The sequence below is a fragment of the Rhodococcus sp. IEGM 1302 genome, from assembly GCF_030056935.1.
Classification (GTDB): domain Bacteria; phylum Actinomycetota; class Actinomycetes; order Mycobacteriales; family Mycobacteriaceae; genus Rhodococcus_F; species Rhodococcus_F qingshengii.
In genome coordinates this window covers 823,958-843,838 of sequence record NZ_JASHKY010000001.1, presented here as the reverse complement: position 1 = coordinate 843,838, position 19,881 = coordinate 823,958, and the positions used below count along the sequence as shown (strand labels likewise).

At 62.6% G+C, this 19,881-nt stretch carries 22 protein-coding genes; 9 read left to right on the top strand and 13 right to left on the bottom strand.

Annotated features, from left to right (window positions below; genetic code table 11):
* Nucleotides 1-9 precede the first annotated feature (9 nt).
* From QM609_RS04095 to QM609_RS04065, 7 genes are all read right to left on the bottom strand, one after another.
* Nucleotides 10-687: a GAP family protein gene (locus tag QM609_RS04095; RefSeq protein ID WP_003940298.1), complete on the bottom strand. Its 678-nt coding sequence runs from the start codon at nucleotides 685-687 to the stop codon at nucleotides 10-12.
* A gap of 49 nt (nucleotides 688-736) precedes the next feature.
* A complete protein-coding gene (locus QM609_RS04090; protein ID WP_037128881.1) occupies nucleotides 737-2,290 on the bottom strand; it encodes an acetolactate synthase large subunit in 1,554 nt (517 codons plus the stop codon).
* A 150-nt stretch (nucleotides 2,291-2,440) separates the two neighbouring features.
* Entirely contained in the window at nucleotides 2,441-4,015 is a 1,575-nt protein-coding gene (locus tag QM609_RS04085) for a polyamine aminopropyltransferase (protein WP_003940065.1), read from the bottom strand.
* On the bottom strand, nucleotides 4,015-4,518 hold the full coding sequence (locus QM609_RS04080) for a DUF350 domain-containing protein (protein WP_042448576.1): 504 nt from the start codon (nucleotides 4,516-4,518) through the stop codon (nucleotides 4,015-4,017). The genes QM609_RS04085 and QM609_RS04080 overlap by 1 nt, the downstream gene beginning before the upstream one ends.
* Nucleotides 4,515-4,892: a DUF4247 domain-containing protein gene (locus QM609_RS04075; protein WP_050654602.1), complete on the bottom strand. Its 378-nt coding sequence runs from the start codon at nucleotides 4,890-4,892 to the stop codon at nucleotides 4,515-4,517. The genes QM609_RS04080 and QM609_RS04075 overlap by 4 nt, the downstream gene beginning before the upstream one ends.
* Before the next feature lie 26 nt (nucleotides 4,893-4,918).
* Nucleotides 4,919-5,419 carry a DUF2617 family protein gene (locus QM609_RS04070; protein ID WP_042448582.1) on the bottom strand — a complete coding sequence of 167 codons (501 nt, stop codon included), beginning with the start codon at nucleotides 5,417-5,419 and terminating at the stop codon, nucleotides 4,919-4,921.
* A complete protein-coding gene (locus tag QM609_RS04065; RefSeq protein WP_050654601.1) occupies nucleotides 5,416-6,048 on the bottom strand; it encodes a DUF4178 domain-containing protein in 633 nt (210 codons plus the stop codon). Before QM609_RS04065 ends, QM609_RS04070 begins: the two co-directional genes overlap by 4 nt.
* Before the next feature lie 171 nt (nucleotides 6,049-6,219).
* On the opposite strand from QM609_RS04065, the gene QM609_RS04060 reads away from it, so the two are divergent.
* The gene (locus tag QM609_RS04060; protein ID WP_050654600.1) at nucleotides 6,220-7,533 is read left to right on the top strand and encodes a YhgE/Pip domain-containing protein; all 1,314 of its coding nucleotides are present in this window, start codon (nucleotides 6,220-6,222) and stop codon (nucleotides 7,531-7,533) included.
* 99 nt (nucleotides 7,534-7,632) lie between these two features.
* Nucleotides 7,633-9,009 carry an NAD-dependent succinate-semialdehyde dehydrogenase gene (locus QM609_RS04055; protein WP_030537211.1) on the top strand — a complete coding sequence of 459 codons (1,377 nt, stop codon included), beginning with the start codon at nucleotides 7,633-7,635 and terminating at the stop codon, nucleotides 9,007-9,009.
* Between the two features lie 118 nt (nucleotides 9,010-9,127).
* Here QM609_RS04055 and QM609_RS04050 read toward each other — a convergent pair whose 3' ends face one another.
* On the bottom strand, nucleotides 9,128-9,406 hold the full coding sequence (locus QM609_RS04050) for a hypothetical protein (protein ID WP_003939940.1): 279 nt from the start codon (nucleotides 9,404-9,406) through the stop codon (nucleotides 9,128-9,130).
* A gap of 49 nt (nucleotides 9,407-9,455) precedes the next feature.
* Between QM609_RS04050 and QM609_RS04045 the strand changes: the two genes are divergently transcribed.
* Entirely contained in the window at nucleotides 9,456-9,899 is a 444-nt protein-coding gene (locus QM609_RS04045) for a hypothetical protein (RefSeq protein ID WP_050654599.1), read from the top strand.
* A 4-nt stretch (nucleotides 9,900-9,903) separates the two neighbouring features.
* Here QM609_RS04045 and QM609_RS04040 read toward each other — a convergent pair whose 3' ends face one another.
* Nucleotides 9,904-10,737, bottom strand: a complete 834-nt coding sequence (locus QM609_RS04040) for an alpha/beta fold hydrolase (protein WP_050654598.1) — start codon at nucleotides 10,735-10,737, stop codon at nucleotides 9,904-9,906.
* A 74-nt stretch (nucleotides 10,738-10,811) separates the two neighbouring features.
* Here QM609_RS04040 and QM609_RS04035 point away from each other — a divergent pair, with 74 nt between their 5' ends.
* The 5 genes from QM609_RS04035 (at nucleotide 10,812) to QM609_RS04015 (ending at nucleotide 16,705) form a co-directional block, all read left to right on the top strand.
* Nucleotides 10,812-11,291 carry a MarR family winged helix-turn-helix transcriptional regulator gene (locus QM609_RS04035; RefSeq protein WP_050654597.1) on the top strand — a complete coding sequence of 160 codons (480 nt, stop codon included), beginning with the start codon at nucleotides 10,812-10,814 and terminating at the stop codon, nucleotides 11,289-11,291.
* Entirely contained in the window at nucleotides 11,288-11,920 is a 633-nt protein-coding gene (locus QM609_RS04030; protein ID WP_003940006.1) for a 5-oxoprolinase subunit B family protein, read from the top strand. Before QM609_RS04035 ends, QM609_RS04030 begins: the two co-directional genes overlap by 4 nt.
* Entirely contained in the window at nucleotides 11,917-12,780 is an 864-nt protein-coding gene (locus QM609_RS04025) for a 5-oxoprolinase subunit C family protein (protein ID WP_050654596.1), read from the top strand. The genes QM609_RS04030 and QM609_RS04025 overlap by 4 nt, the downstream gene beginning before the upstream one ends.
* A gap of 46 nt (nucleotides 12,781-12,826) precedes the next feature.
* Nucleotides 12,827-14,377 carry a bifunctional 3'-5' exonuclease/DNA polymerase gene (locus tag QM609_RS04020; RefSeq protein ID WP_283337030.1) on the top strand — a complete coding sequence of 517 codons (1,551 nt, stop codon included), beginning with the start codon at nucleotides 12,827-12,829 and terminating at the stop codon, nucleotides 14,375-14,377.
* Between the two features lie 102 nt (nucleotides 14,378-14,479).
* Complete coding sequence (locus QM609_RS04015) at nucleotides 14,480-16,705, top strand: MMPL family transporter (RefSeq protein ID WP_050654594.1); 2,226 nt, start codon at nucleotides 14,480-14,482, stop codon at nucleotides 16,703-16,705.
* Nucleotides 16,706-16,709: 4 nt separating this feature from the next.
* Here QM609_RS04015 and QM609_RS04010 read toward each other — a convergent pair whose 3' ends face one another.
* Genes QM609_RS04010 through QM609_RS03995 form a run of 4 tightly spaced genes read right to left on the bottom strand, consistent with a single transcriptional unit; the run spans nucleotide 16,710 to nucleotide 19,189 of the window.
* Nucleotides 16,710-17,555: a DNA-3-methyladenine glycosylase family protein gene (locus QM609_RS04010; RefSeq protein ID WP_050654593.1), complete on the bottom strand. Its 846-nt coding sequence runs from the start codon at nucleotides 17,553-17,555 to the stop codon at nucleotides 16,710-16,712.
* Complete coding sequence (locus tag QM609_RS04005) at nucleotides 17,552-18,151, bottom strand: methylated-DNA--[protein]-cysteine S-methyltransferase (RefSeq protein ID WP_007729599.1); 600 nt, start codon at nucleotides 18,149-18,151, stop codon at nucleotides 17,552-17,554. Before QM609_RS04005 ends, QM609_RS04010 begins: the two co-directional genes overlap by 4 nt.
* Complete coding sequence (locus QM609_RS04000) at nucleotides 18,148-18,702, bottom strand: RNA polymerase sigma factor (RefSeq protein ID WP_080961251.1); 555 nt, start codon at nucleotides 18,700-18,702, stop codon at nucleotides 18,148-18,150. The genes QM609_RS04005 and QM609_RS04000 overlap by 4 nt, the downstream gene beginning before the upstream one ends.
* Nucleotides 18,689-19,189 carry a methylated-DNA--[protein]-cysteine S-methyltransferase gene (locus QM609_RS03995; protein WP_003940613.1) on the bottom strand — a complete coding sequence of 167 codons (501 nt, stop codon included), beginning with the start codon at nucleotides 19,187-19,189 and terminating at the stop codon, nucleotides 18,689-18,691. Before QM609_RS03995 ends, QM609_RS04000 begins: the two co-directional genes overlap by 14 nt.
* 144 nt (nucleotides 19,190-19,333) lie before the next feature.
* Here QM609_RS03995 and QM609_RS03990 point away from each other — a divergent pair, with 144 nt between their 5' ends.
* Nucleotides 19,334-19,879 carry a hypothetical protein gene (locus tag QM609_RS03990; RefSeq protein ID WP_007729604.1) on the top strand — a complete coding sequence of 182 codons (546 nt, stop codon included), beginning with the start codon at nucleotides 19,334-19,336 and terminating at the stop codon, nucleotides 19,877-19,879.
* The last annotated feature ends 2 nt before the right edge of the window (nucleotides 19,880-19,881 follow it).

The window sequence follows — 19,881 nt, the reverse complement described above, 5'->3', positions numbered from 1 at the left end:
GTAGGCGACCTATTGCAGCCCACTGAGCCCCTCGCCCAGCACGGTCGCACCGAGGATCGTCAGGATGACCGTCATCATCACCGCGTTGTTGGCGGTCATCCATGCCTTCGCGGACGCGAGGATCTCGTCGGCACGCTTGCCGGAGAACACCTTCACCAGGATCGGCGACGCGATGCCGACGCTCGCGATGACCGTGAAGATCACCGCGGCAACAATCTGTTGGGCAACGACATTCGTGGCGACCGCGATAGTGGCCGCACCGGATACCGCCAGCGCTGCATTCTTGGGATTGACCGCCGCGGACAAGAACGCCAACCCGAACGCCTTCCGCGGAGTCAACCCGTCGACGCTCTTCATCCACTTCGGAACTGTCGGCTCACTCCCGTTTCGCGGACGCGCGCGCCACTGCTTGTATGCCAAGCCGAACAGGACAAGACCCAACACGATTCGTACGACGCTCGACCACATGGAAGTCTGCGACGACTCCGACTCCGCAAACGAATAGTCCGCGATCACGATGGTCACCGCGACGACTGCCGAGATTCCGAGGACCCACCCGAGTAGAAAAGATGCCGCCCCTCGATGTGCTCCAGCGGTGATCATGACGAGCACGATCACCGCCATGGGCATCGAGACGAAAAGCAGGCCGAGGGCAATCGGAAGAGACAGACCGATCGCAGCTAGCACCGAAAACCTCCAGTTGAATGCACGATCGACGATCGATTCGAGGTCGAAATCACGACGTCGGAGGCAGCATGACCTCGATGAGATGCGGGCCGGGTTCCGCCAGCGCTGCGGCAAACTGTTCGGCCAACTCCTCCGCTGTGTTCGCCCGCGACGCGGGCACTCCCAACCCCTCGGAGATCTTGACGTAGTCCATGTTCGGAGATGACAGATCCAGCATCGACTGTGCGACGACGCCGCCACCTTCTGCGCCGACTCGTTGCAGTTCGCCACGCAGGATGGCGTATGCGCGATTGTTGAGCAGAATCGTCGTGACGTTCAACATCTCTCGCGCCTGCGTCCACAACGCCGTGATGGTGTACATCGCGCTTCCGTCGGCTTCGAGATTGATCACCGGTCGCTCCGGCGCTGCCACAGCGGCGCCCGTCGCCACCGGGATGCCCTGGCCGATGGCACCTCCGGTGAGCGTGAGCACGTCGTGGCGCGGCGCTCCGGCAAGGGCAATCGGGATCGCCCAACCGGAAGTCGCCGCCTCGTCGGAGATGATGGCGTCGCCTGGCAGCAGGGCGCCGATCACGTCGGCCCAATTTCGAACGTCCAGAGGCCCGCTCGGCAGCGCCGGCCGATTCGCTTCCTGCAAAACAGGTTCGACTCCCGGTGCCACGAGTTCGGCCACTGCCTCCAGTGCACCGGCAACATCGTCGCCGACGCTTGCCAGCGTTGTCACCGCAGCACCCTCCGGTGCCAGATCGCTCGGTTTTCCGGGATACGCAAAGAACGAGACCGGCGAAACCGCTCCGGCCAGAACCAGCTGAGTTGTTCCGCGAAGTTGTTCGGTGGCGTGCTCGGCGAAGTATCCCAAGCGCTCGAATGACGGTAGCCCCGCACCTCGTTGAAGCCTGGCTGGAAAAGTCTCGATCAGAATCTGTGCACCGGTCGCGACCGCAATTCGGGAAGCGGCGCGCAGCCCAGCTTCGGAACAGGCTGCGCCGCCCAGCAGTAGCGTGGCGCGACCCTCGGCATTGAGCGCGCCCACCACCGAGTCGATCTGTGTTGCAGAAACTTCCGCCCGCGGCGGTATGTCCCGAGGACCCGCAAGAACTCCACCTTCGCCCCACGAGACGTCGGCAGGGAGGACAAGTGTGGCAATGCGTCCGGGCGGATTCATCGAGGCGGCAACGGCGTCGGCCGCGTCGCTACCGACGGTCGCGGTGGATTCGGAACGTCGACTCCACCCCTCCAACCATTCGGTCAGCGCATCGATGTTCGATTCGAGAGGAGCGTCGAAACCGTGGTGGTAGGTCGCGTGGTCCCCGACGATGTTCACGATCGGTGTGTGGGCGCGGCGCGCGTTGTGAAGGTTCGCCAGTCCGTTCGCCATACCGGGGCCCAGATGGAGCAGCGTCGCGGCAGGCTTTCCGGCGATCCGTGCGTAGCCGTCCGCGGCACCGGTCACGGCGCCCTCGAACAATCCGAGTACCGCACGCATCTGCGCAACGGAATCGAGTGCGGCGACAAAATGCATCTCGGACGTTCCTGGATTGCCGAAGCACACCTCGACGCCCGAGTCGACCAGGCTTTGGATAAGCGACTGTGCACCGTTCATTTCGATCACCTCTTCTTCATGAAAAGCTGCGAATGCTTCCTGCGCTTCATCGTGAGCAACCGGACTCCCGGTGCGTGCTCCTCGATCCGAACAGTCATCCGTACCTCCGTCGTGGCCGAGAGTCTCGATTCAAGCTACTCGGTCGGGAGTTCAGCGTTCGTAGCCCTTGCGCATATCGTCGACGATGCGCGGCCGGTCGAGTGTTGACGGCTCCATTTCCCGCCTCGGGCGATCGCGAGGAAACACCGAGGCCGACGCCAGAGTGGGCTCGTCGAGGAACCGCAGGTTCGGCACATCAGCGGGCAGACGAAGCTCGGGCGGCGTGGAACCTCTTTGCGCGAGCACATATCCCCAGTCACCGAAGCTCGGCACGAAAACGTGATAGGGCGAGACGCTCAGTCCGACAGCCGATACCGTCGACACCGTTCTCCAGTACGCATCCGGTGTCGAGTACGGGCTGCCGGACTGTACGACCATCAGCCCGCCCGGATTCATCGCGGCAGCGGCAAGTCCGTAGAACTCCATCGAATACAAGCGGCCAAGTGCGGGGGTGTCAGGATCCGGGAGGTCGACGATCACCGCATCGAAACCCGGTTCCGGACGCTCTCGCAGCCACCGAAACGCGTCGTCGAGTACGACGTCCACCCGTGGATCCTCGAGCGCTCCCTCGTTCAGATCACGAAGACGCGTGTTGGCCAACTCGATGACTGCCGGATCGAGTTCCACTTGAACGATCTGCTCGACGCTGTTCATTCGCAGCACTTCCCGTGCAGCGAGGCCGTCACCGCCGCCCAGAATCAGCACGCGCCGGGGGTCGTTCACCAGGGCCGGATACACCAGCGACTCCGTGTACCGATGCTCGTCGACACTGGAGAACTGCAGGTCTCCGTCGAGGAACAGGCGCACGTCGTTCCCCCGCTCGGTGACGACGATTTCCTGGTACACCGATCGCTCGGCGGCCACCACGGGATCGGTGTAGAGCCGCTGCCTCGACGTGGTCTCGATGTCCGACGCTGCGATCAGCAACCATCCGATCAAACTTGCTGCCAACAGCATTGCGACGACGGCGATCGATCGTGCGCGCAGGCTGAGCTGCCACCGAAGGAGTATCAGCGCGACCACTGCCGCAGCCACGAGATTGATCATGCCGGTGAGTGCGGCACCGCGAATCATTCCCGCCCACGGCAACAGTACGAACGGCCACAGCAGACCACCGATCAATGCGCCGAGGTAGTCGGCGGCATTGAGGTTGGCCAGTACCTTTCCGGTGCTCTGTGCGTCGTTGTCGCTGCGACCGGACTGCAAGAGCGTCATCAGCAGAGGCACTTCGGCACCGACGAGGATGCCGATCAGCGCGGTCGCCGCCACCAGAACTGCTGCGCTGGAACCGAAGAACGTGAAGGTCACGTACAGCGTGACGGCACTGAATCCGCCGATCAGCCCGAGCAGAATTTCGACGGTCACAAACGAGATGGCCGCATGCCCCAACAGCGGTTTGGCGGCCAGCGCTCCGATACCCAGAGCCGCAACAAATCCCGCGACGATCAACGACGTCTGGGTGATGCCGCCGCCGGTCAGACTCACGCTGAGTGTCAACAGGGCCAGCTCGTAGATCAGGCCACACGCAGCGCACGCCGCAACAGCCGCAAGGAGAAGGACGCGTGCGCGCGGGCCGAGCATCGTCGAACGCTCGTCAACTGTCACATCGGGATCAGCGGCAACCATCAGGTGAGCGCTGCGGCGTTCACCAAACCGATGGACAGCAAGCTCACACCCACAGCCCACGCGGCGCCACACATCTTCGGATCCTGCACCAGCGCAACCAACTTGCCGGGAAGGAATGCGTTCATCAATCGCAGCGCGATCGCTTGCAACACGATCGCGAACAGTCCGTACACCGCGGAGTCGGCGAGTCCCTGAGCAAAGCCGTCCGAACTGGTCAGGATTGCCGTCACCACGATGATCGCCAGCGCAAGATGATTGGAGGCCAACAGAATCGCAGCGTTCGGATTCTTGTCGACGTAAACCTGATGGCGGAGATTTCCGGGTGTCATGAGGTCGAGGACCAGGAATCCCGTCGCCAGAACCGCTGCACCGACGACGAAGTAGGCGAGGGTGCCGAGAACGCCCCCGACGAGCAATGCCGGATCCACCGTTCCGATCTCGACGGAAGTGGATGCAAAGATGTTCGTCACGCCGTTCTCCTTCTCATTGAGCATTACCGTCATTTGGCACTACCCGAGCCGCCGCTGCCACTGCTTCCACCCGCCGGGGATCCCGGGTTGAAGCCCGGTCCCAGGTACGCGTATCCGCCGCTGCGATACGTGCCGTCGATGTCCTCTACCTTGATGGTGCTGCCACCGCCCGAAGCCGAACTGACAGTGACGATGTCGTCGTCGTAGCGCAGGTATTCGTTGCCGCCGTCAGCACTTCGCGCCGCTGGTTGGTCCGCGTCGACAATCCGTGAGACGGTCGTGCCCACTGGATCTTTCGACGAGTACAACACGACGTCGCCATCCTGGGACGTCTTGGAATAGTTGTCCGCGATGAAGTCTTTGGCTCCACCACCGCACGCCGACAACATAATTGCGGCCGCCACCATCACCGGAGCAAACCACGTCCGCCCCCTCACGGGCGCCACCTACTGCGCGTCTTCACGATCACTCCTGTCCCCTCCCCCGGGTACAAATGCCAACTCTGCCAACTCCACCCCTGGCGGTCTCGCACGCCACACAACGCGGTCAACGCTGTGTCGTCGCCGGGAAAGGATCCGCAGATCCAACCGTCCTGGCCGGCGGACTCTCTCAACGATGCAGCTTCCGAATCGAATTCGACTCGGTCCAGGATCAGCGAGGAAGACTCGAACCGGTAGTTTTCCGTGGACTCCACTGCCGGCAAGGGTTCACCGCCGGCGGCAAGAGCATCGCACGAAACCTGCTCGGTCAGTTCCTTTCCCGACGCCCAGGCCGTCACCACGTGCGAAGCCCCGAGCACTCCGAGTGTCAGCGTCGCGTCGGAAGTTCCGATCACCAACTCGGCGAGGGTCGGTGGCGCAGGAGCTCCCAGTACCAACCCCAGTGCCGAGGCATCCACGTCGGTCGGCTCCACGTCGAGTAGATACAGGCTCATTCCGGGGGGCCCGAGTGGATGACAGTGAGTTCGCTGCGAGTGACCGCCCGTCCCGTGGAAACCTCCCACGACTGTCCGCGCGCCCACTTCTCGAATGCAATCAGGCCGGTCTTGTCTGCGGTCGCATAGTCCGCGTATTCCATCGAGCCGGAAGGGGCCGTACCCGTCGTACCCTCGGCCGTGAACTTCGCCGTTCCACTTTCGATCTTGCGGTGAACCTTGTCGTCGAGAATGACGTCGCCGTTCGGGACCAGGTTGGTTCCTTCTCGACGCATCCAGAGAGTCATCTCCAATTCGCCCTCGTCGTCCTCGACCGTCAACCAACGACGACCGGTCGAACCGTCGAGAAGGTGCTCACGCCAGATGTACCCCTCTTCGTCGAGCGTGATGGTCCCTCGAACAACATGGTCGATACCCGCGTACGTGATGATGTCGCCGACCCCGATCTTGTGGGGGTCGTACACCTCGGGATAGTCGGCGAGCGGGTCGACGCGAGCATTCGGCTTGCCCTGGCGTCCACGCAGGACCACAAACACGACGGCAGCGATCACTACGAGTATCAGGACAACTATCAGCACGTTGGTCAACGGTTTCTCCGAAATCGTCTCGGCAGGGTTGCCGCGGGCCATACCCTACCGATCCGTTCTCAGCCTTTTCGGATGAGACTGCCGGCAATCCGGCCTGTCGCCGACCGGACAGGTCTCCAGCGCCGCGGGCAGATCGAAAGACTGCCCCGGCGCACCTTTGCGTTTACGCTCAGCCCGAGGAACTCCGCGCGAACGAAAGCCGATCGACTGACGATGAGCAAGAACACGGAGCCGTCTGCCCGCACCGTCATGCACACACCACGATTCTGGTTGACACCATTGATAGTGGTCACCCTCTTGATGTCTGCGCTGGCAGCGTTGTACATGGGCGGAATACTCGACCCCAAGAAACACCTGGACCAGTTCCCGATCGCCCTGGTCAACCAGGACGAGGGCGACACCCTCCCCGGTGGCGACCCCGCCGACCGCAAGAACTTCGGAAACGACATCGTCGCCGGCCTCGAAAGCGGAATCGACCACCAGAAGATCGACCTGCAGCAGATCGGTATCGCCGAAGCCCAATCGCGGTTGAACTCCGGCACGCTGTACGGCGCGATCGTGATTCCCAGTGATTTCACGAAGAGGACGATCATCCTGGCGGAAGCCAGCGTCGTCGCCGGTGACGTAGAGCAACCGATCATCACGATCTACACCAATCCTCGCGCCGGTTCCGTCTCGGCATCGCTGGTCCAGTCGATCGGAACCACAGCCCTCGCCTCGGTCAACAAGAACATGGGCGAGCAACTCACCGCCCTTGTCACCGCGCAGTTGGAAGCGGGAGGCACCGGAGCCCAGATCTCCGGAGCGAGCCGCCTGCTGCTCGAAAACCCGGTGAACGTACTCACGGTTGCCCACGATCCGCTTCCCGACGGAACCGGATTCGGTTTGGTGGCATTCTATTTCGCGCTGCTGTTGGTCCTTGCGGGATTCACCGGAGCAACCGTGGTCAATTCCTTGGTGGACGGCATGCTCGGATACGCGCCTACCGAATTCGGTCCACTCTTCGTTCAGAACGACGTTGTGGGTATCAACAGGTTTCGAACGCTGCTCGTCAAATGGGCATTCATGATCGTGTTGTCCGGCATAGTCTCCGCGTTGTTCCAGTGGATCAGTCGCGCCCTCGGAATGCCGGTCACTCACGGGCTTGCATTGTGGGAGTACGGCGCGCTGGTCATCACAGCGGTGGGCATCACGGCGATGTCGGTGATGGCCGCGTTCGGCTCGTTGGGCATGTTGATCAACCTGTTCGTGTTCGTCATTCTCGCGCTGCCCTCGTCCGGTGGCACCATCCCCCTCGAAGCCAGCCCCAGGTTGTATGCCTGGCTGGCGCAATTCGAGCCGATGCACCAGATCTACATGGGCACGCGATCGATCCTGTTCTTCGGCGCACGCGGTGAGGCAGGCCTGCTGCATGCCGTCTGGATGACGTTGGTGGGGCTACTGATCGGCGTCGTACTCGGCATCGTGACCACCCGTTTCTACGACCGCAAGGGCTACGAGCGCACCCATCGTCCCAAGGTGGCGTGACATGGTACCCAGCCGGGATTTGATCGAAACCTGTTGAGCCGATTCAATGTGATTGCGCGTTTCGGGAATCTTCGAGCCCCTTCCGCACGTTGTACAACTATGGCTAATTACAAAACAGTCAATCCCGCGACAGGTGAAACCGTCAGGGAATTCGATACTTTGGATGACGCCGGAGTTGAAGCCGCACTTGCGAACACGCATCGCGGCTACTTGACCTGGCGCAACAGTGCGCCACAGCAGCGTGCGGCAGTCCTGAGCAAGACCGCCGAACTGTACACAGAGCGCGCAGACGAACTGGCCCGAATGATCTCCTTGGAGATGGGTAAGCCGGTCCGCGAGGCCAAGGGCGAAGTACAACTCTCGGCCGCGATCTATCAGTGGTATGCAGACCACGGTCCGGCACTGCTCGAGGAAGAACGACTCGACGTTCCCGGGGCCGAGGAGTCGGTTGTGTACCGGCGACCGATCGGCGCTCTCATCGGCGTCATGCCGTGGAACTTCCCGTACTACCAAGTCGCCCGCTTCGCGGCACCGAATCTGATGCTCGGTAACACGATCATTCTCAAGCACGCATCGAACTGTCCGCAGTCGGCGCTGCTGATGGAAGAGATTCTGCGACAAGCCGGATTGCCGGACGACGCCTACGTCAACGTCTTCGCGACCAACGAGCAGATCGCGGACATGATCGCCGATCCCCGAGTTCAAGGTGTGTCACTGACCGGCAGCGAACGCGCCGGAACCAGCGTCGCCGAAACTGCCGGACGCAATCTCAAGAAGGTCGTCCTCGAACTCGGCGGATCAGACGTGTTCATCGTCCTCGATTCCGACGACATGGATGCCACCGTCAAGTCCGCAACCAAGGCACGTCTGTCCAATGCCGGCCAGGCCTGCAACGCGGCCAAGCGTTTCATCGTCACCGAAGATTTCTACGACGACTTCACCGACAAGTTGGCGACGTCCTTCGAATCCGTCACTGCCGGTGACCCGTTGGACGAATCCACAGTCTTGGGTCCGCTCTCTTCGCAGAGCGCGGCAGACACTCTGATCGAGCAGATCGACGACGCTGTGTCCAAGGGTGCCACGCTGCTGACCGGTGGAAAGAAGATCGACGGCCCGGGCGCCTACGTTCAACCGACATTGCTCGCAGACGTGACACCGGACATGCGGGCCTACAGCGAAGAACTGTTCGGACCTGCCGGAGTCGTCTACAAGGTCAAGTCGGCCAGCGAGGCTGTGGAACTTGCCAATTCGTCGGTCTACGGCCTGAGCGGATCCGTCTGGAGCAGCGATCTCGATTCCGCCCGGTCGGTCGCTGCAGATCTCGACGTGGGAATGGCGTTCGTCAACGAGCACGGAACGACGTTGCCCGGTCTGCCTTTCGGCGGAGTCAAGCGCTCCGGAGTCGGCCGCGAGCTGGGTCCGTGGGGAATGGACGAGTTCGTCAACAAGAAGCTGCTCCGCGTCTCGAAGAAGTAGTTCGACACAGAAGTAGCTCGGCACAGAAGTAGCTCGGCGCAAAGGAAGGCCCTGACCTCGATGGAGGTCGGGGCCTTTCCTCATAACCCACGGACCAGCAAGCGGGTCCGCTGCCTGGTCACTCGCTTGCCGGCGTGGCACCCCCACGAGTGAGGCTCCACCCGAACCTCGTCGCGATGACAGCTGACACCCAGCCCAACAGTGCACCCACCAGTGGAGCAGCGACGGCGGTGTAGATCGCCTCGTTGGAAACACCAACCGACACGGCGGAGTCACCGACGAAGGCGAAATCGGTTCGGGAGGCGAAGGACGCCCACTCGATCAGGCCGGAGACAACAATAATCAGGAACCCCAGCAGGAAGCCGAAGCCGGCCAGCAGAACGTGAAGTGCGCGCATCCGGTCAGTCTGCCTGTAACACCCACCCAGATAAAACCGACCTGCTGGTATGACACTTTCACGAATCGCTCGAACTACCGTAGTCGCCGCTGCCCTCTGCGCGAGTGCAGCCATCGGTTCCGCAACTTCAGCGTCCGCGGACGTAGTCGACGTCACGATCCTTCCGGGTCTCAGCAGCGGGCCGACGACGCCGTACGGAGCGGCCTGCACGTATCTGGTGGTTGCCAGGACAGCAGCGTTGAACGAGCCGAACGTCTCGATTGTCGACATGAACCGGGCGTCGACCATGTTCCCGCAGGAACTGATCTGGGACACCGTCAATCCCTACTTCACCTTGCCGGTCGTACTCGGCCACGCCGTCACGCTGTGGACTCCGACTGCACCGGGCGAACACTCTCTGATGGCCTACCAGACGTCCGCGGGCGGGCCGGTCACAACGGTCGATGTCAATCCGGCGACACCGATCGGTCCGGGGTGCGTCGTCGCACCCTGATCCGCTAGCCCTCCAAGAAGTCGACGAGCACCCGGTTGATTTCATCGGCGGGAACCATCGGAATGCTGTGATGCGAAGAAGCTTTCAGCACCTCGACACGCGCTGCGGGAACCCTCTCCCGCACTGACTTCGACACGGTTTCCGCATCATGCACCCGTCCGTCTTGTGCGAGGACCACCAGCAACTCGACATCCAGTGCGCTCAAGGCCTCCTTCGAAGGACGTCGAGGCACTACGAGATCGGGTCGCGGTAGATCCGAAGTGCCCACTTCCACAAGAGACAGCCAGTCGGAGTCGATACTCAACTCACCTGTCTCCCAATCCAACAGTCGCCGTCGGCGCGCTCGCGACGGGGAGAGCAACAGCGGAAGCGCACGCAGAAGGTAGCCCGCCTTCATGCCGGAGAAACTCGAATTAGGATCGAGCAGAACAAGTTTCCCGACACGATTCGGTCGATGCAGCGCAAAGGCCAACGCAATCATTGCGCCATAGGAATGTCCGATCACATCAACGGTGCCGGCCCCGGTGCAATCGACTATCGAGTCCATCCACTCGATCAGATCGTCGACGGACTTCATCGGATCACCATTCGGAACGCTCCGCCCGGCATCGCCCATGGTGTCGACAGCAAAGACACGCCGGGATTTCGACAGCGTCGCAACATTGTCGAACCACACCGTCGAAGTGGCACCTCCCCCGGACAGAAGGATCAACGGCCGCGAGTCTGCATGCCCACAGACGTTCACATGCGTGTTACCGAACCGCCCCGCGAGATCCACACCCAGCGGTTTCTGCGGCCATTTGGTCAGTACAGCGTCGTATGCGCGATTGAAGTCCATCCCCCACCCCCATTTCTCTCGATTATCGAGATAGTAGACAATCAAGAGACAACACACCAGGGCTGGAGGCATCCTTGAGCGTCGGCGATGCAGAAGACGAAGCGATGGCGATCGTCCACTCGCTTCGCGCACTTACCGTCGACTTGAACGTGGCGGTTTCCGGCTTTGCGAACAAGTACAAAATGCACTCCACCGACGTGCGCGCGTTGATCTGCCTTCTCGATGCCGAGCGCTCGGACACACCGGCGACACCAGGCTGGCTCGGCGCACAGCTGGGTATCAACTCGGCGTCGGTGACCGCGCTCGTCGACCGGATGGTCAAAGCGGGCCACGTAGCTCGGGAGCGGGACTCAGCAGACCGCAGGCGGGTGCTCTTGCAGGTCACACCAACCGCAGCCGCACTCGGCGAGAGTTACTTCGGCCCACTCATTTCACGGGCGGTGAGCACCCTCGGCAATTACACCGCCCCAGAGCGAGCCACCATCGCGAGTTTCATCGCCGCGATGCGAGCGGACGTGGAGCGGACTCGAGTCGATAGGGAGCCCTCCCTGTGACTCGCATACTTCCCGCGGGAGAACGCGCATTGCTCGTGGACTTCGATTCCGAAGCTGGCGTTCTCGCGTTCACCGAAGCACTGACGCGTAACACCCCGGTCGGGGTCGAAGACTTCCTCCCCGCAGCTCGCACGGTCCTGGTCACGTGCACCCCGGCGGCAGATCTCACGTACGTCCGGAAGCGCTTGAACGATCTCGAGCAGACCGATTCTGCCGCGACCACAGACGAACATTTCGAGACGGATGCACTCACCATCGCCGTCAGGTACGACGGGCCCGACCTCGACGACGTCGCACAGTCACTTGGTATGAGCCGATCCGAGGTGGTTGCGGCCCACACCGGGGCAATGTGGCGTTGCGCCTTCATCGGATTCGCACCCGGCTTCGCCTACCTGACTTCAGGCGACACTCGGCTCGACGTTCCGCGTCGAACGCAATCACGAACCGCTGTGCCTGCCGGTTCCGTCGCCCTGGCCGCTGGATACAGCGCGGTCTACCCGCGTGCATCACCGGGTGGCTGGCAGATCATCGGGAGCACCGATGCCGTGATGTGGGATCTGAACGCCACACCACCGGCCACCGTTCAGCCCGGCAGACGCGTGCGCTTCGTGAACGAGGAACAACGATGAACGGCCTCGAGATACTCGACACCGGGCCGCTGAGCCTGATCCAGGACCTCGGACGGATAGGTCATCTTCGCTCGGGTGTCGGGGTTTCCGGTGCGGCGGACAGGCGATCTCTCAGGCTTGGCAATCGGCTCGTCGGCAACAACGAGGGCGCAGCCGGTGTCGAGGTCCTCCTGGGTGGGCTGAGTCTTCGGGCGCAGCAACCGACAACGATCGCGTTCACCGGTGCGCCTGCACAGGCCTACCGCGACGGCATTCCGGTCGGGCATTCGAGCGTGATCGATCTGCGGGCTGGGCAGACCGTCCGCCTGGACTACGCACCGAGTGGACTGCGGACGTATTTGACCGTCCGAGGCGGCATTGTGGTTCCCGAGATCCTGGGATCGCGCAGCACCGACACGATGTCCGGGATCGGTCCGGCGCCTCTCGAGCCTGGTGTTTTTCTCCCGATCGGGCCATCGCCGACCACGTTCTCAGCCGTCGACCTCGCACCGGTGCCGCCGATGGCAAACGAGACTCTCGCCATTCGAGTGGTGTTCGGTCCTCGCGCAGATCGATTCACCAACCCCGAAACACTCCTCCAGGGCCGATGGGCGATCTCGACCGACTCGGACCGAATCGGCGCACGCGTCGATCGCGTCGGCGCCGACGAACTACTTCGAAGAACAGACGACACCGAACTGCCCACCGAAGGCGTGGCACTCGGATCGATCCAGGTCCCACCCAGCGGCCAACCTGTCGTGTTCCTCGCCGATCACCCCATCACCGGCGGCTATCCGGTGGTGGGAGTGGTCGAGGACGCAGATATCGACCGACTCGGCCAAGCCCGCCCGGGTCAGCACATCCAGTTCGTCGGGGCCTGAGCACGCCGAGCGATGGCGTGTCGGACCCAGCCGTCACACTGATGTCGTGCGAGTTGTCCTGGTCCCCGGTAGTACGACGTCCACGGGAGCTGTGACGGCGACTGTCCTACGGACCGATCCCGCTGGAACGCCGCTCGCCGATCCCGTCGAATACCCCGACTTGATCGCAGCGGTACGCACCATCGAGGAAGCCGAGCACCCGCGGTGGGTGTGGCCGAGTACGGCGACCGTGTACCCACCTCTACTGCGGGCAGGCGTACGGGTTCAGCGGTGCCACGACATCTCCCTGACCCGCGCGATACTCGGAATGCGCGCCGGCAAACCGTCACCGCCCGCCGAGGAGTTCGACGACGATCGACTCGGACTCTTCGACACTGCACCCGTTCTCGATCCCCTCGCCGTCGTCACCGAATTCGCCGAGCAGCGCGCAACCATCGGCGCGGACGCTCGACTGGACTTGTTGATCGCAGCAGAATCGGCCGGCGCTCTCAGCGCCGCCGAGATGACGCACACGGGCCTTCCGTTCTCGACGCAGAAGCATCGCGAACTCCTCGAAGAACGGCTGGGGCCGCGGCCGACGGGATACGACCTCCCCGCTCGTATGCAGGAACTTGCCGCACAGATCAGTGAGGTCTTCGGGCGCACCGTCAATCCTTCGTCTTCGGTGGAGATCACCGAGGCGTTCGGTCGTCAGGGCATCGAACTTCCGTCGACGCGCAAGTGGTTTCTGCAGGAGATCGATCATCCGGCTGTGCCGCTACTCCTTCGTCATCGCGAACTCGCCAAGCTGTACAGCACCAACGGTTGGCAGTGGATGGACAGTTGGGTGCGGGGAGATCGATTCCGTCCGATCTACGTTCCCGGTGGTGTCGTGTCCGGCAGGTGGGCGAGTCGAGGCGGCGGGGCCCTCCAGATTCCGAAGACAATGCGCTCGAGCGTCGTCGCCGATCCGGGCCACGTGTTCGTCGTCGCCGACGCCGGTCAGCTCGAGCCCCGAATTCTGGCCGCCATGTCCGGCGACCGCCGCATGATGGCCGCCGCCGGGGACGACGACCTGTACGCACTTGTCGGTGCCGAAGCCTTCGGCGGTGATCACGCAAAAGCCAAGGTCGCAATCCTCGGAGTCCTGTACGGGGCGACGGCGGGTGAAGCCAAAGCACTGCTCGTCTTGTTGCGGAAGCGATTCCCGGTCGCCGTCGAGTACGTCGAGCAAGCTGCCAAGGCAGGTGAGCGCGGCGAGGTGGTGAAGTCACTGCTCGGCCGGGCCTGTCCCCCACCGTCTCCCGACTTCTACTCCCACGGCGACGCTCACGCCCGCGGTCGTTTCACGCGCAACTTCGTCGTGCAGGCCACTGCGTCCGAGTGGGCGCTGTGCCTCCTGGCCGACCTCAGGCGCCGCCTCGCCGAAGATCCGGACGGCGAGTTGGTCTTCTTCCAGCACGACGAGGTAGTCGTGCATACCCGAAATCCTGAGTCAGGTACCGCCCACGTGCTGGCCGCCGCGGCTTCGGCAACTCGATTGTTGTTCGGCGACACAGTCGTCCGTTTTCCCATGGACGTCGCAGCCCGCGAGACATACGGCAAAGGCACTTCGTAGCGTCGTCAATTCCACGCCAAGTGGTTCCACCGCGCCCGTATTGCGTGTTCTACTGGAAAATGTTGCTTTGTTGGTGCTGGTCGACTGCGTTCGAGGAGAACCATGACCAAGCTGGACACAACTGACGCAGAACGGAACGAGCGCGGAGCCGTGAAGCGCCTTCGCGTGCCGATCTTCACCGTGATCGCCCTTGCGATCTTCGCCTTCGTCGCAGGCGGATTCGGCGGTTCTTTCCAGGGCAAACTCGCCGAGGTTCAAAAGAACGACAACGCCTCGTACCTCCCGAGTTCCGCCGAATCGACAATCGTCAGCAACCAATCCGCGAACTTCCTCGCAGTCGAGACGATCCCTGGATTTGTTCTGTTCCATAGAGATTCGGCCCTCACCGAGGCGGACAAATCTGCAATCAACTCGGCCTACGGCGCCATTGCCGGCATCTCCGGGGTAGACGCCGACGGTATGCAGCCCACTCAGTACTCCGCCGACGGCACAACTGCGTCGATCTTCGTGCCACTCGTCGCCAAGGACGGAGACACATCCGTGGCAGGCGATGTCCTGGCGACCACCGAGCAGAACGTCATCGACGCAGCAAAACAAGCAGCTGGTGATGTCGAGGTACTCCCAGCCGGGCCAGGTGGGCTACTCGTTGCGTTCATCGACGCCTTTGCCGGTCTGGACGGAGCGCTCCTTGGCGCGGCACTCCTGGTCGTGATCCTCATCCTGCTTGTCGTGTACCGATCGCCGGTGTTGTGGTTCTTCCCGCTGTTCTCCGCGCTCCTCGCCATCGGTTTGTCGTCGATGGTGATCTATTTTCTCGCGAAAGCCGAACTACTGACGCTGACCGGGCAATCTCAAGGCATCCTTTTCGTATTGGTAATCGGTGCCGGTACCGACTACGCCCTACTCTTGATTTCTCGCTACCGCGAAGAACTGCACACGTATCCCAACCGCTTCGACGCGATGATCAAGGCCTGGCGCGAGTCTGCGCCGGCCATCACCGCTTCGGCTGTCACCGTGATTCTCGGTCTGCTTTGCCTGACGTTCTCTCAACTCAACTCCAACAAGAGCCTCGGACCCGTCGCCGCCATCGGGATCGCCTGCACCTATCTGGTGATGATGACGTTCATGCCGGTCGCTCTGGCCGCCACCGGACGGTGGGTCTTCTGGCCGCGCAAGCCCAAGGTCGATCACGCCGCAGACCTTACGACGCACGGGATGTGGGGCAAGATCGCCGAGGCCGTCGGTAGCAAGGACCGCCCACTGTGGATCGGCGCCACAGTGTTGTTGATCATCCTGTTCGCGGCCGGGATCGGCAGTCTCAAAACCGATGGCCTGACGTCTACCGAAAGCTTCACCAATCGTCCCGACGCCGTTGTCGGACAGGAACTCTACGACTCGAAGTTCGATCCCGGAGCCGGCGCACCGGCCGTGATCACCGCAAACGCCGACCAGGCCGACGCCGTCATCAAAGCAGCCAGCGGCGTCGAAGGTATCTCGCAGGATCCCGGCGCCGTCTGCACCCAGGTGGACGTCGCAAAGGTCAGCGATTTGATCAAGACCAACCCCGCTGCCGTCGCACAAGCCGCCGCTGCGGGTTGCGCCCCTGCGGCTTTCACCGTTGCACCGATCGACGGCCGAACCATGATCAATGCAACCCTCGCCGACTCCTACGATTCGCCGCAGGCACTCGAAACTGTCAAGCGACTGCGGACTGCCGTCCACGACGTGCCCGGCGCCGACGCGCTCGTCGGGGGCAGCACGGCCACCACCCTTGATGTCCAGGCCGCCTCGGTCCGCGACAGAAACCTGATCATCCCGATCGTGTTGGTGGTGATCTTCCTGGTTCTGGCCGCTTTGCTCCGCGCTCTGCTGATCCCGGTGATTCTCATTGTCACCGTGGTGCTTTCCTTCGCGGCGACCCTCGGTGTGAGCGGATTCTTCTTCACACACGTATTCGGGTTCGCCGGGGCGGATCAATCGTTCCCGCTGTTCGCCTTCGTCTTCCTCGTCGCACTGGGTATCGACTACAACATCTTCCTGATGACCAGAGTCCGGGAGGAGACCGGAGAATTCGGCACCCGTGCAGGTGTACTGCGCGGTCTTGCGGTGACGGGCGGTGTGATCACGTCAGCCGGAATCGTCTTGGCCGCAACATTTGCCGTACTGGGCATCCTGCCACTGGTCTTCCTCGCCGAGATCGGATTTGCCGTGGCCTTCGGCGTGCTGCTCGATACGATCATCGTGCGCAGCGTCCTGGTGCCGGCACTCTCTCACGACATCGGGAAACGTATTTGGTGGCCGTCCGAACTGGCGCGCGCGAAAGACTGACCGACTACAGAAACGCTTCCTTGGTCCACAGATGAAAGAGCGCGTAGGCTCGCCAGGGTCGCCAGCGCTCGGACAACGCTGCGGCTTCTTTGGCCGTCGAGACCCCCAACGCACGTTTCAACACCAGATCGTCGGGTACGAAGGCGTCGCGATCACCGAGAATTCGAACAGTGAGATAGTCAGCGGTCCACGGTCCGATTCCCTTTAGCGCCAACAGCTCTCGCCGAAATTGGACAGGATCCGCATTCCAGGAGAGATCGAGGCCGTTCGCTGCCGCAGTTGCCAGCGTGTGCACTGTTCTTGCGCGCGCTGTGGTCAATCCGACGGCTTTCTGTATGCCCTCCGTTGATTGCGCTGCAACCACGTCCGGATCAGGGAAGGCAAGAAAATCCCCTTGCACCGGCGCTCCGAATGCGCTGACAAAACGACCACCGAACGTCCTCGCCGCGCCGAGCGAAACCTGTTGTCCCAGAACGGTGAGCACTGCGGTCTCGAACCCGTCCACCGATCCGAGCACACGCAATCCTGGACGGGCGGCAACAAGTGGGGCCAACAACTCATCACTACCGAACGCTGCTTCGACAGCAGTGTGATCGGCGTCGAGGTCGAGCCAACGGCGCACGATCACCTCCAGCACTGCGGAATCCGCTACCGGCACATCGGAATCCACGACGACACCGTCGTCTGTCCACGACACCGACACAACTACCGGGCCGGAAGGCAACGGTATGACTCTGGTGTGAACACCGTCGTCGTGACGCTCGAGGCCTGCGACGCAGTGAGCCCGCAAGGCACCGGTGAGCGGTTCGACTGCATAGGGCGCCTGAAAGCGCAGCGTCACTGCGCTCACCGGCCGGCTTCCAGATCCAGCAGAATCGCTTTCAGTTCGGGGCCGCCGGCGTACTGTCCGAGGCTGCCGTCGCTGCGCACCACGCGGTGACACGGGACCACCAACGGCAGCGGATTCTTTGCGCATGCGGTCCCGACGGCACGCACCGCACGCGGGCTTCCCGACGCTGCTGCGACCACCGAATAGCTTGCAGTGTGGCCGTATTCGATCTCGGGGAGATGACGCAACACTTCGCGTCGGAACCCCTTCGCGAGTTGGAAGTCCAAGCGCAGATCGAATTCTCGACGCGCACCGGCAAAGTACTCGTCCAACTCGCGAGCGACAGTGTCCAGCCTGCGCGGGTAATGAAGCACACGGGGGCTGACGGTGTCCGCCAAACGTTCCAGAACGAGGTCGTGCCCTTCGACGGCAAAGGCAACCCGCACCAGGCCGACATCGGTCGCCGCCAGGAGCAGCTTTCCGACCGGCGAATCGACGGTTCGATATGCCACGTCGATCAATTCAGCTTCGGACGCCTGAGCAGCCAGGCGCGCCCGTAGGCGGATCATGGCGTCAGCGTCAACGGCTGGAAGCGCCTCGAACACATCGTTACTCATGAGTGACTCCCTTCCGCAGCGGTAGCGGACAAGTAGGTTCTTCGTAGGGTGGCGATACCGTCCGCACCCGCGCGTCTGGCGGCTGCCGGCGTGTTGCCGAGGATGTCCGCGATCTCTGCGTACGGCAGCCCACCCAGAAAGTGATAGGCGACCGCCGCACGTTGTTTGAGTGGTAGTTGTTCGAGTGCGTCCCAGAGTTCGTGATCCCACGTGCCCGGCACGCCGATTCGCGTCGGCAACTCCGGAACGTCGTCTGTCGGCACGGCCACGCGGGCACGCACTCGGGTGATGTCGATTGCCTTGCGGTGCGCGATGGTGACCAGCCAGGCTTCGATGTTCGCGTCCGGGTTCAGATCCGGGTATGCCCGCATCGCCGCGATGAACGTCTCGGACCACGCGTCCTCGGCGTCGACGGGCCCGACCACCGCGCGGCAGACACGGAGGACCACTGCACCGTATTCGGTCACGACGTCTTCGAACGGTTTGAGTGTCACGACCGGTAGACGTTCCCGATCACCGAATTGTGAGCCGAGCGCATCAGAAGAGGACATCCGATTCGCCGCCGTGCTCGCGGTCGAGCAGGAACCGCTTACGTTCGAGGCCGCCGGCGAAACCGGTCAGACTTCCGTCGCTACCGACCACGCGATGACAGGGAACGATGATGCTGATCGGATTCTTGCCGTTTGCCGCGGCGGCAGCACGGATCGCAAGCGGGTTACCCAAAGTTTGCGCGAGCTCCATGTAGGTCCAGGTTTCGCCGTACGGGATCGTTCGCAAGGTGTCCCACACCCGCTTCTGGAACTCGGTACCCACGGGCGCCAGCGGCACGGAGAACTCCGTGCGATCACCCTCGAAGTACTCGGTGAGCTGCGATTCGACTTCACCGAAGACCGCCGAGGAACGATCACCGAACGTGGACTCGTCCGGCTTGTGGCGATGCTCCGCCATGTACAGACCGCAGAGGTCGTCACCTGCTGCTACCAGCGTCAACGCTCCGATCGGCGAGTCGATCACAGTGTGCGTACGGATAGCCGTCATGTCTCGATCCTTCCAGGTTGCGCGGTGCGGCAGGCAGCGGGTGAATTGATTGTCCGCGCCGGCACCGACACCTCGAAGACGCCGCGGGCCTCGTGAATGTGAGATTTACCTGTACTTTGACGTCACATCAGGCAGTATCGAGGGATGGCTCTAGTTTTGCCCGGCAGCTCCACCGTCGTCCGCTCCGTCGGCGACGTGGTGCACTGGTCCCTGTCCACGGTCGCTTTTGCGGTCACCCTGCCCACTCGACTCGAGGCGCTCCTCTTCTCGGTCGAGAGGTTGGTGGCGCGCATCAACCAGATCGCCGACAACGCCGACCGCGTCGTCATCGGAGCTGCCGCCGTGACCGTTCGCGCTGAGACACTGGTCGAGGCCGTCGAGCAGACGTCGGACATCGCGGGACAACTCCTCGAGATCTACGAGCCCATCGCCCTACAGCTCGCGCCGCTCGCCGCCAGGTTCGCCGACGACCTTTCCGAGGCAGAGGTCAGCGCCGCGATCAAGCTGATCGACCAACTACCGGAGCTCACCGACCGGGTGGCCGCGGTGTTGCCCATCCTCGGAACCTTGGACTCCGTCTCGCCCGAGATCCACGAACTCCTCGGAGTGGTCAAGGACCTGCGGCAGGCGATCGTCGGGGTGCCTGGCTTTCACTTCTTTCGCAAGCGGGGCGAAGCCAAGCTGGATTGAAA

Excerpts from the sequence above, each read along its gene's own strand:
- QM609_RS04070 (WP_042448582.1), bottom strand. The coding sequence starts at position 5,419 with ATGAGCCTGTATCTACTCGACGTGGAGCCGACCGACGTGGATGCCTCG.
- QM609_RS04090 (WP_037128881.1), bottom strand. The coding sequence starts at position 2,290 with ATGAACGGTGCACAGTCGCTTATCCAAAGCCTGGTCGACTCGGGCGTC.
- QM609_RS04060 (WP_050654600.1), top strand. The coding sequence starts at position 6,220 with ATGAGCAAGAACACGGAGCCGTCTGCCCGCACCGTCATGCACACACCA.
- QM609_RS04025 (WP_050654596.1), top strand. The coding sequence starts at position 11,917 with ATGAACGGCCTCGAGATACTCGACACCGGGCCGCTGAGCCTGATCCAG.
- QM609_RS04065 (WP_050654601.1), bottom strand. The coding sequence starts at position 6,048 with ATGGCCCGCGGCAACCCTGCCGAGACGATTTCGGAGAAACCGTTGACC.
- QM609_RS04075 (WP_050654602.1), bottom strand. The coding sequence starts at position 4,892 with ATGGTGGCGGCCGCAATTATGTTGTCGGCGTGCGGTGGTGGAGCCAAA.
- QM609_RS03995 (WP_003940613.1), bottom strand. The coding sequence starts at position 19,189 with ATGACGGCTATCCGTACGCACACTGTGATCGACTCGCCGATCGGAGCG.
- QM609_RS04055 (WP_030537211.1), top strand. The coding sequence starts at position 7,633 with ATGGCTAATTACAAAACAGTCAATCCCGCGACAGGTGAAACCGTCAGG.
- QM609_RS04000 (WP_080961251.1), bottom strand. The coding sequence starts at position 18,702 with ATGTCCTCTTCTGATGCGCTCGGCTCACAATTCGGTGATCGGGAACGT.
- QM609_RS04050 (WP_003939940.1), bottom strand. The coding sequence starts at position 9,406 with ATGCGCGCACTTCACGTTCTGCTGGCCGGCTTCGGCTTCCTGCTGGGG.
- QM609_RS04080 (WP_042448576.1), bottom strand. The coding sequence starts at position 4,518 with ATGACGGTAATGCTCAATGAGAAGGAGAACGGCGTGACGAACATCTTT.
- QM609_RS04015 (WP_050654594.1), top strand. The coding sequence starts at position 14,480 with ATGACCAAGCTGGACACAACTGACGCAGAACGGAACGAGCGCGGAGCC.
- QM609_RS04005 (WP_007729599.1), bottom strand. The coding sequence starts at position 18,151 with ATGAGTAACGATGTGTTCGAGGCGCTTCCAGCCGTTGACGCTGACGCC.
- QM609_RS04040 (WP_050654598.1), bottom strand. The coding sequence starts at position 10,737 with ATGGACTTCAATCGCGCATACGACGCTGTACTGACCAAATGGCCGCAG.
- QM609_RS04085 (WP_003940065.1), bottom strand. The coding sequence starts at position 4,015 with ATGGTTGCCGCTGATCCCGATGTGACAGTTGACGAGCGTTCGACGATG.
- QM609_RS04045 (WP_050654599.1), top strand. The coding sequence starts at position 9,456 with ATGACACTTTCACGAATCGCTCGAACTACCGTAGTCGCCGCTGCCCTC.
- QM609_RS03990 (WP_007729604.1), top strand. The coding sequence starts at position 19,334 with ATGGCTCTAGTTTTGCCCGGCAGCTCCACCGTCGTCCGCTCCGTCGGC.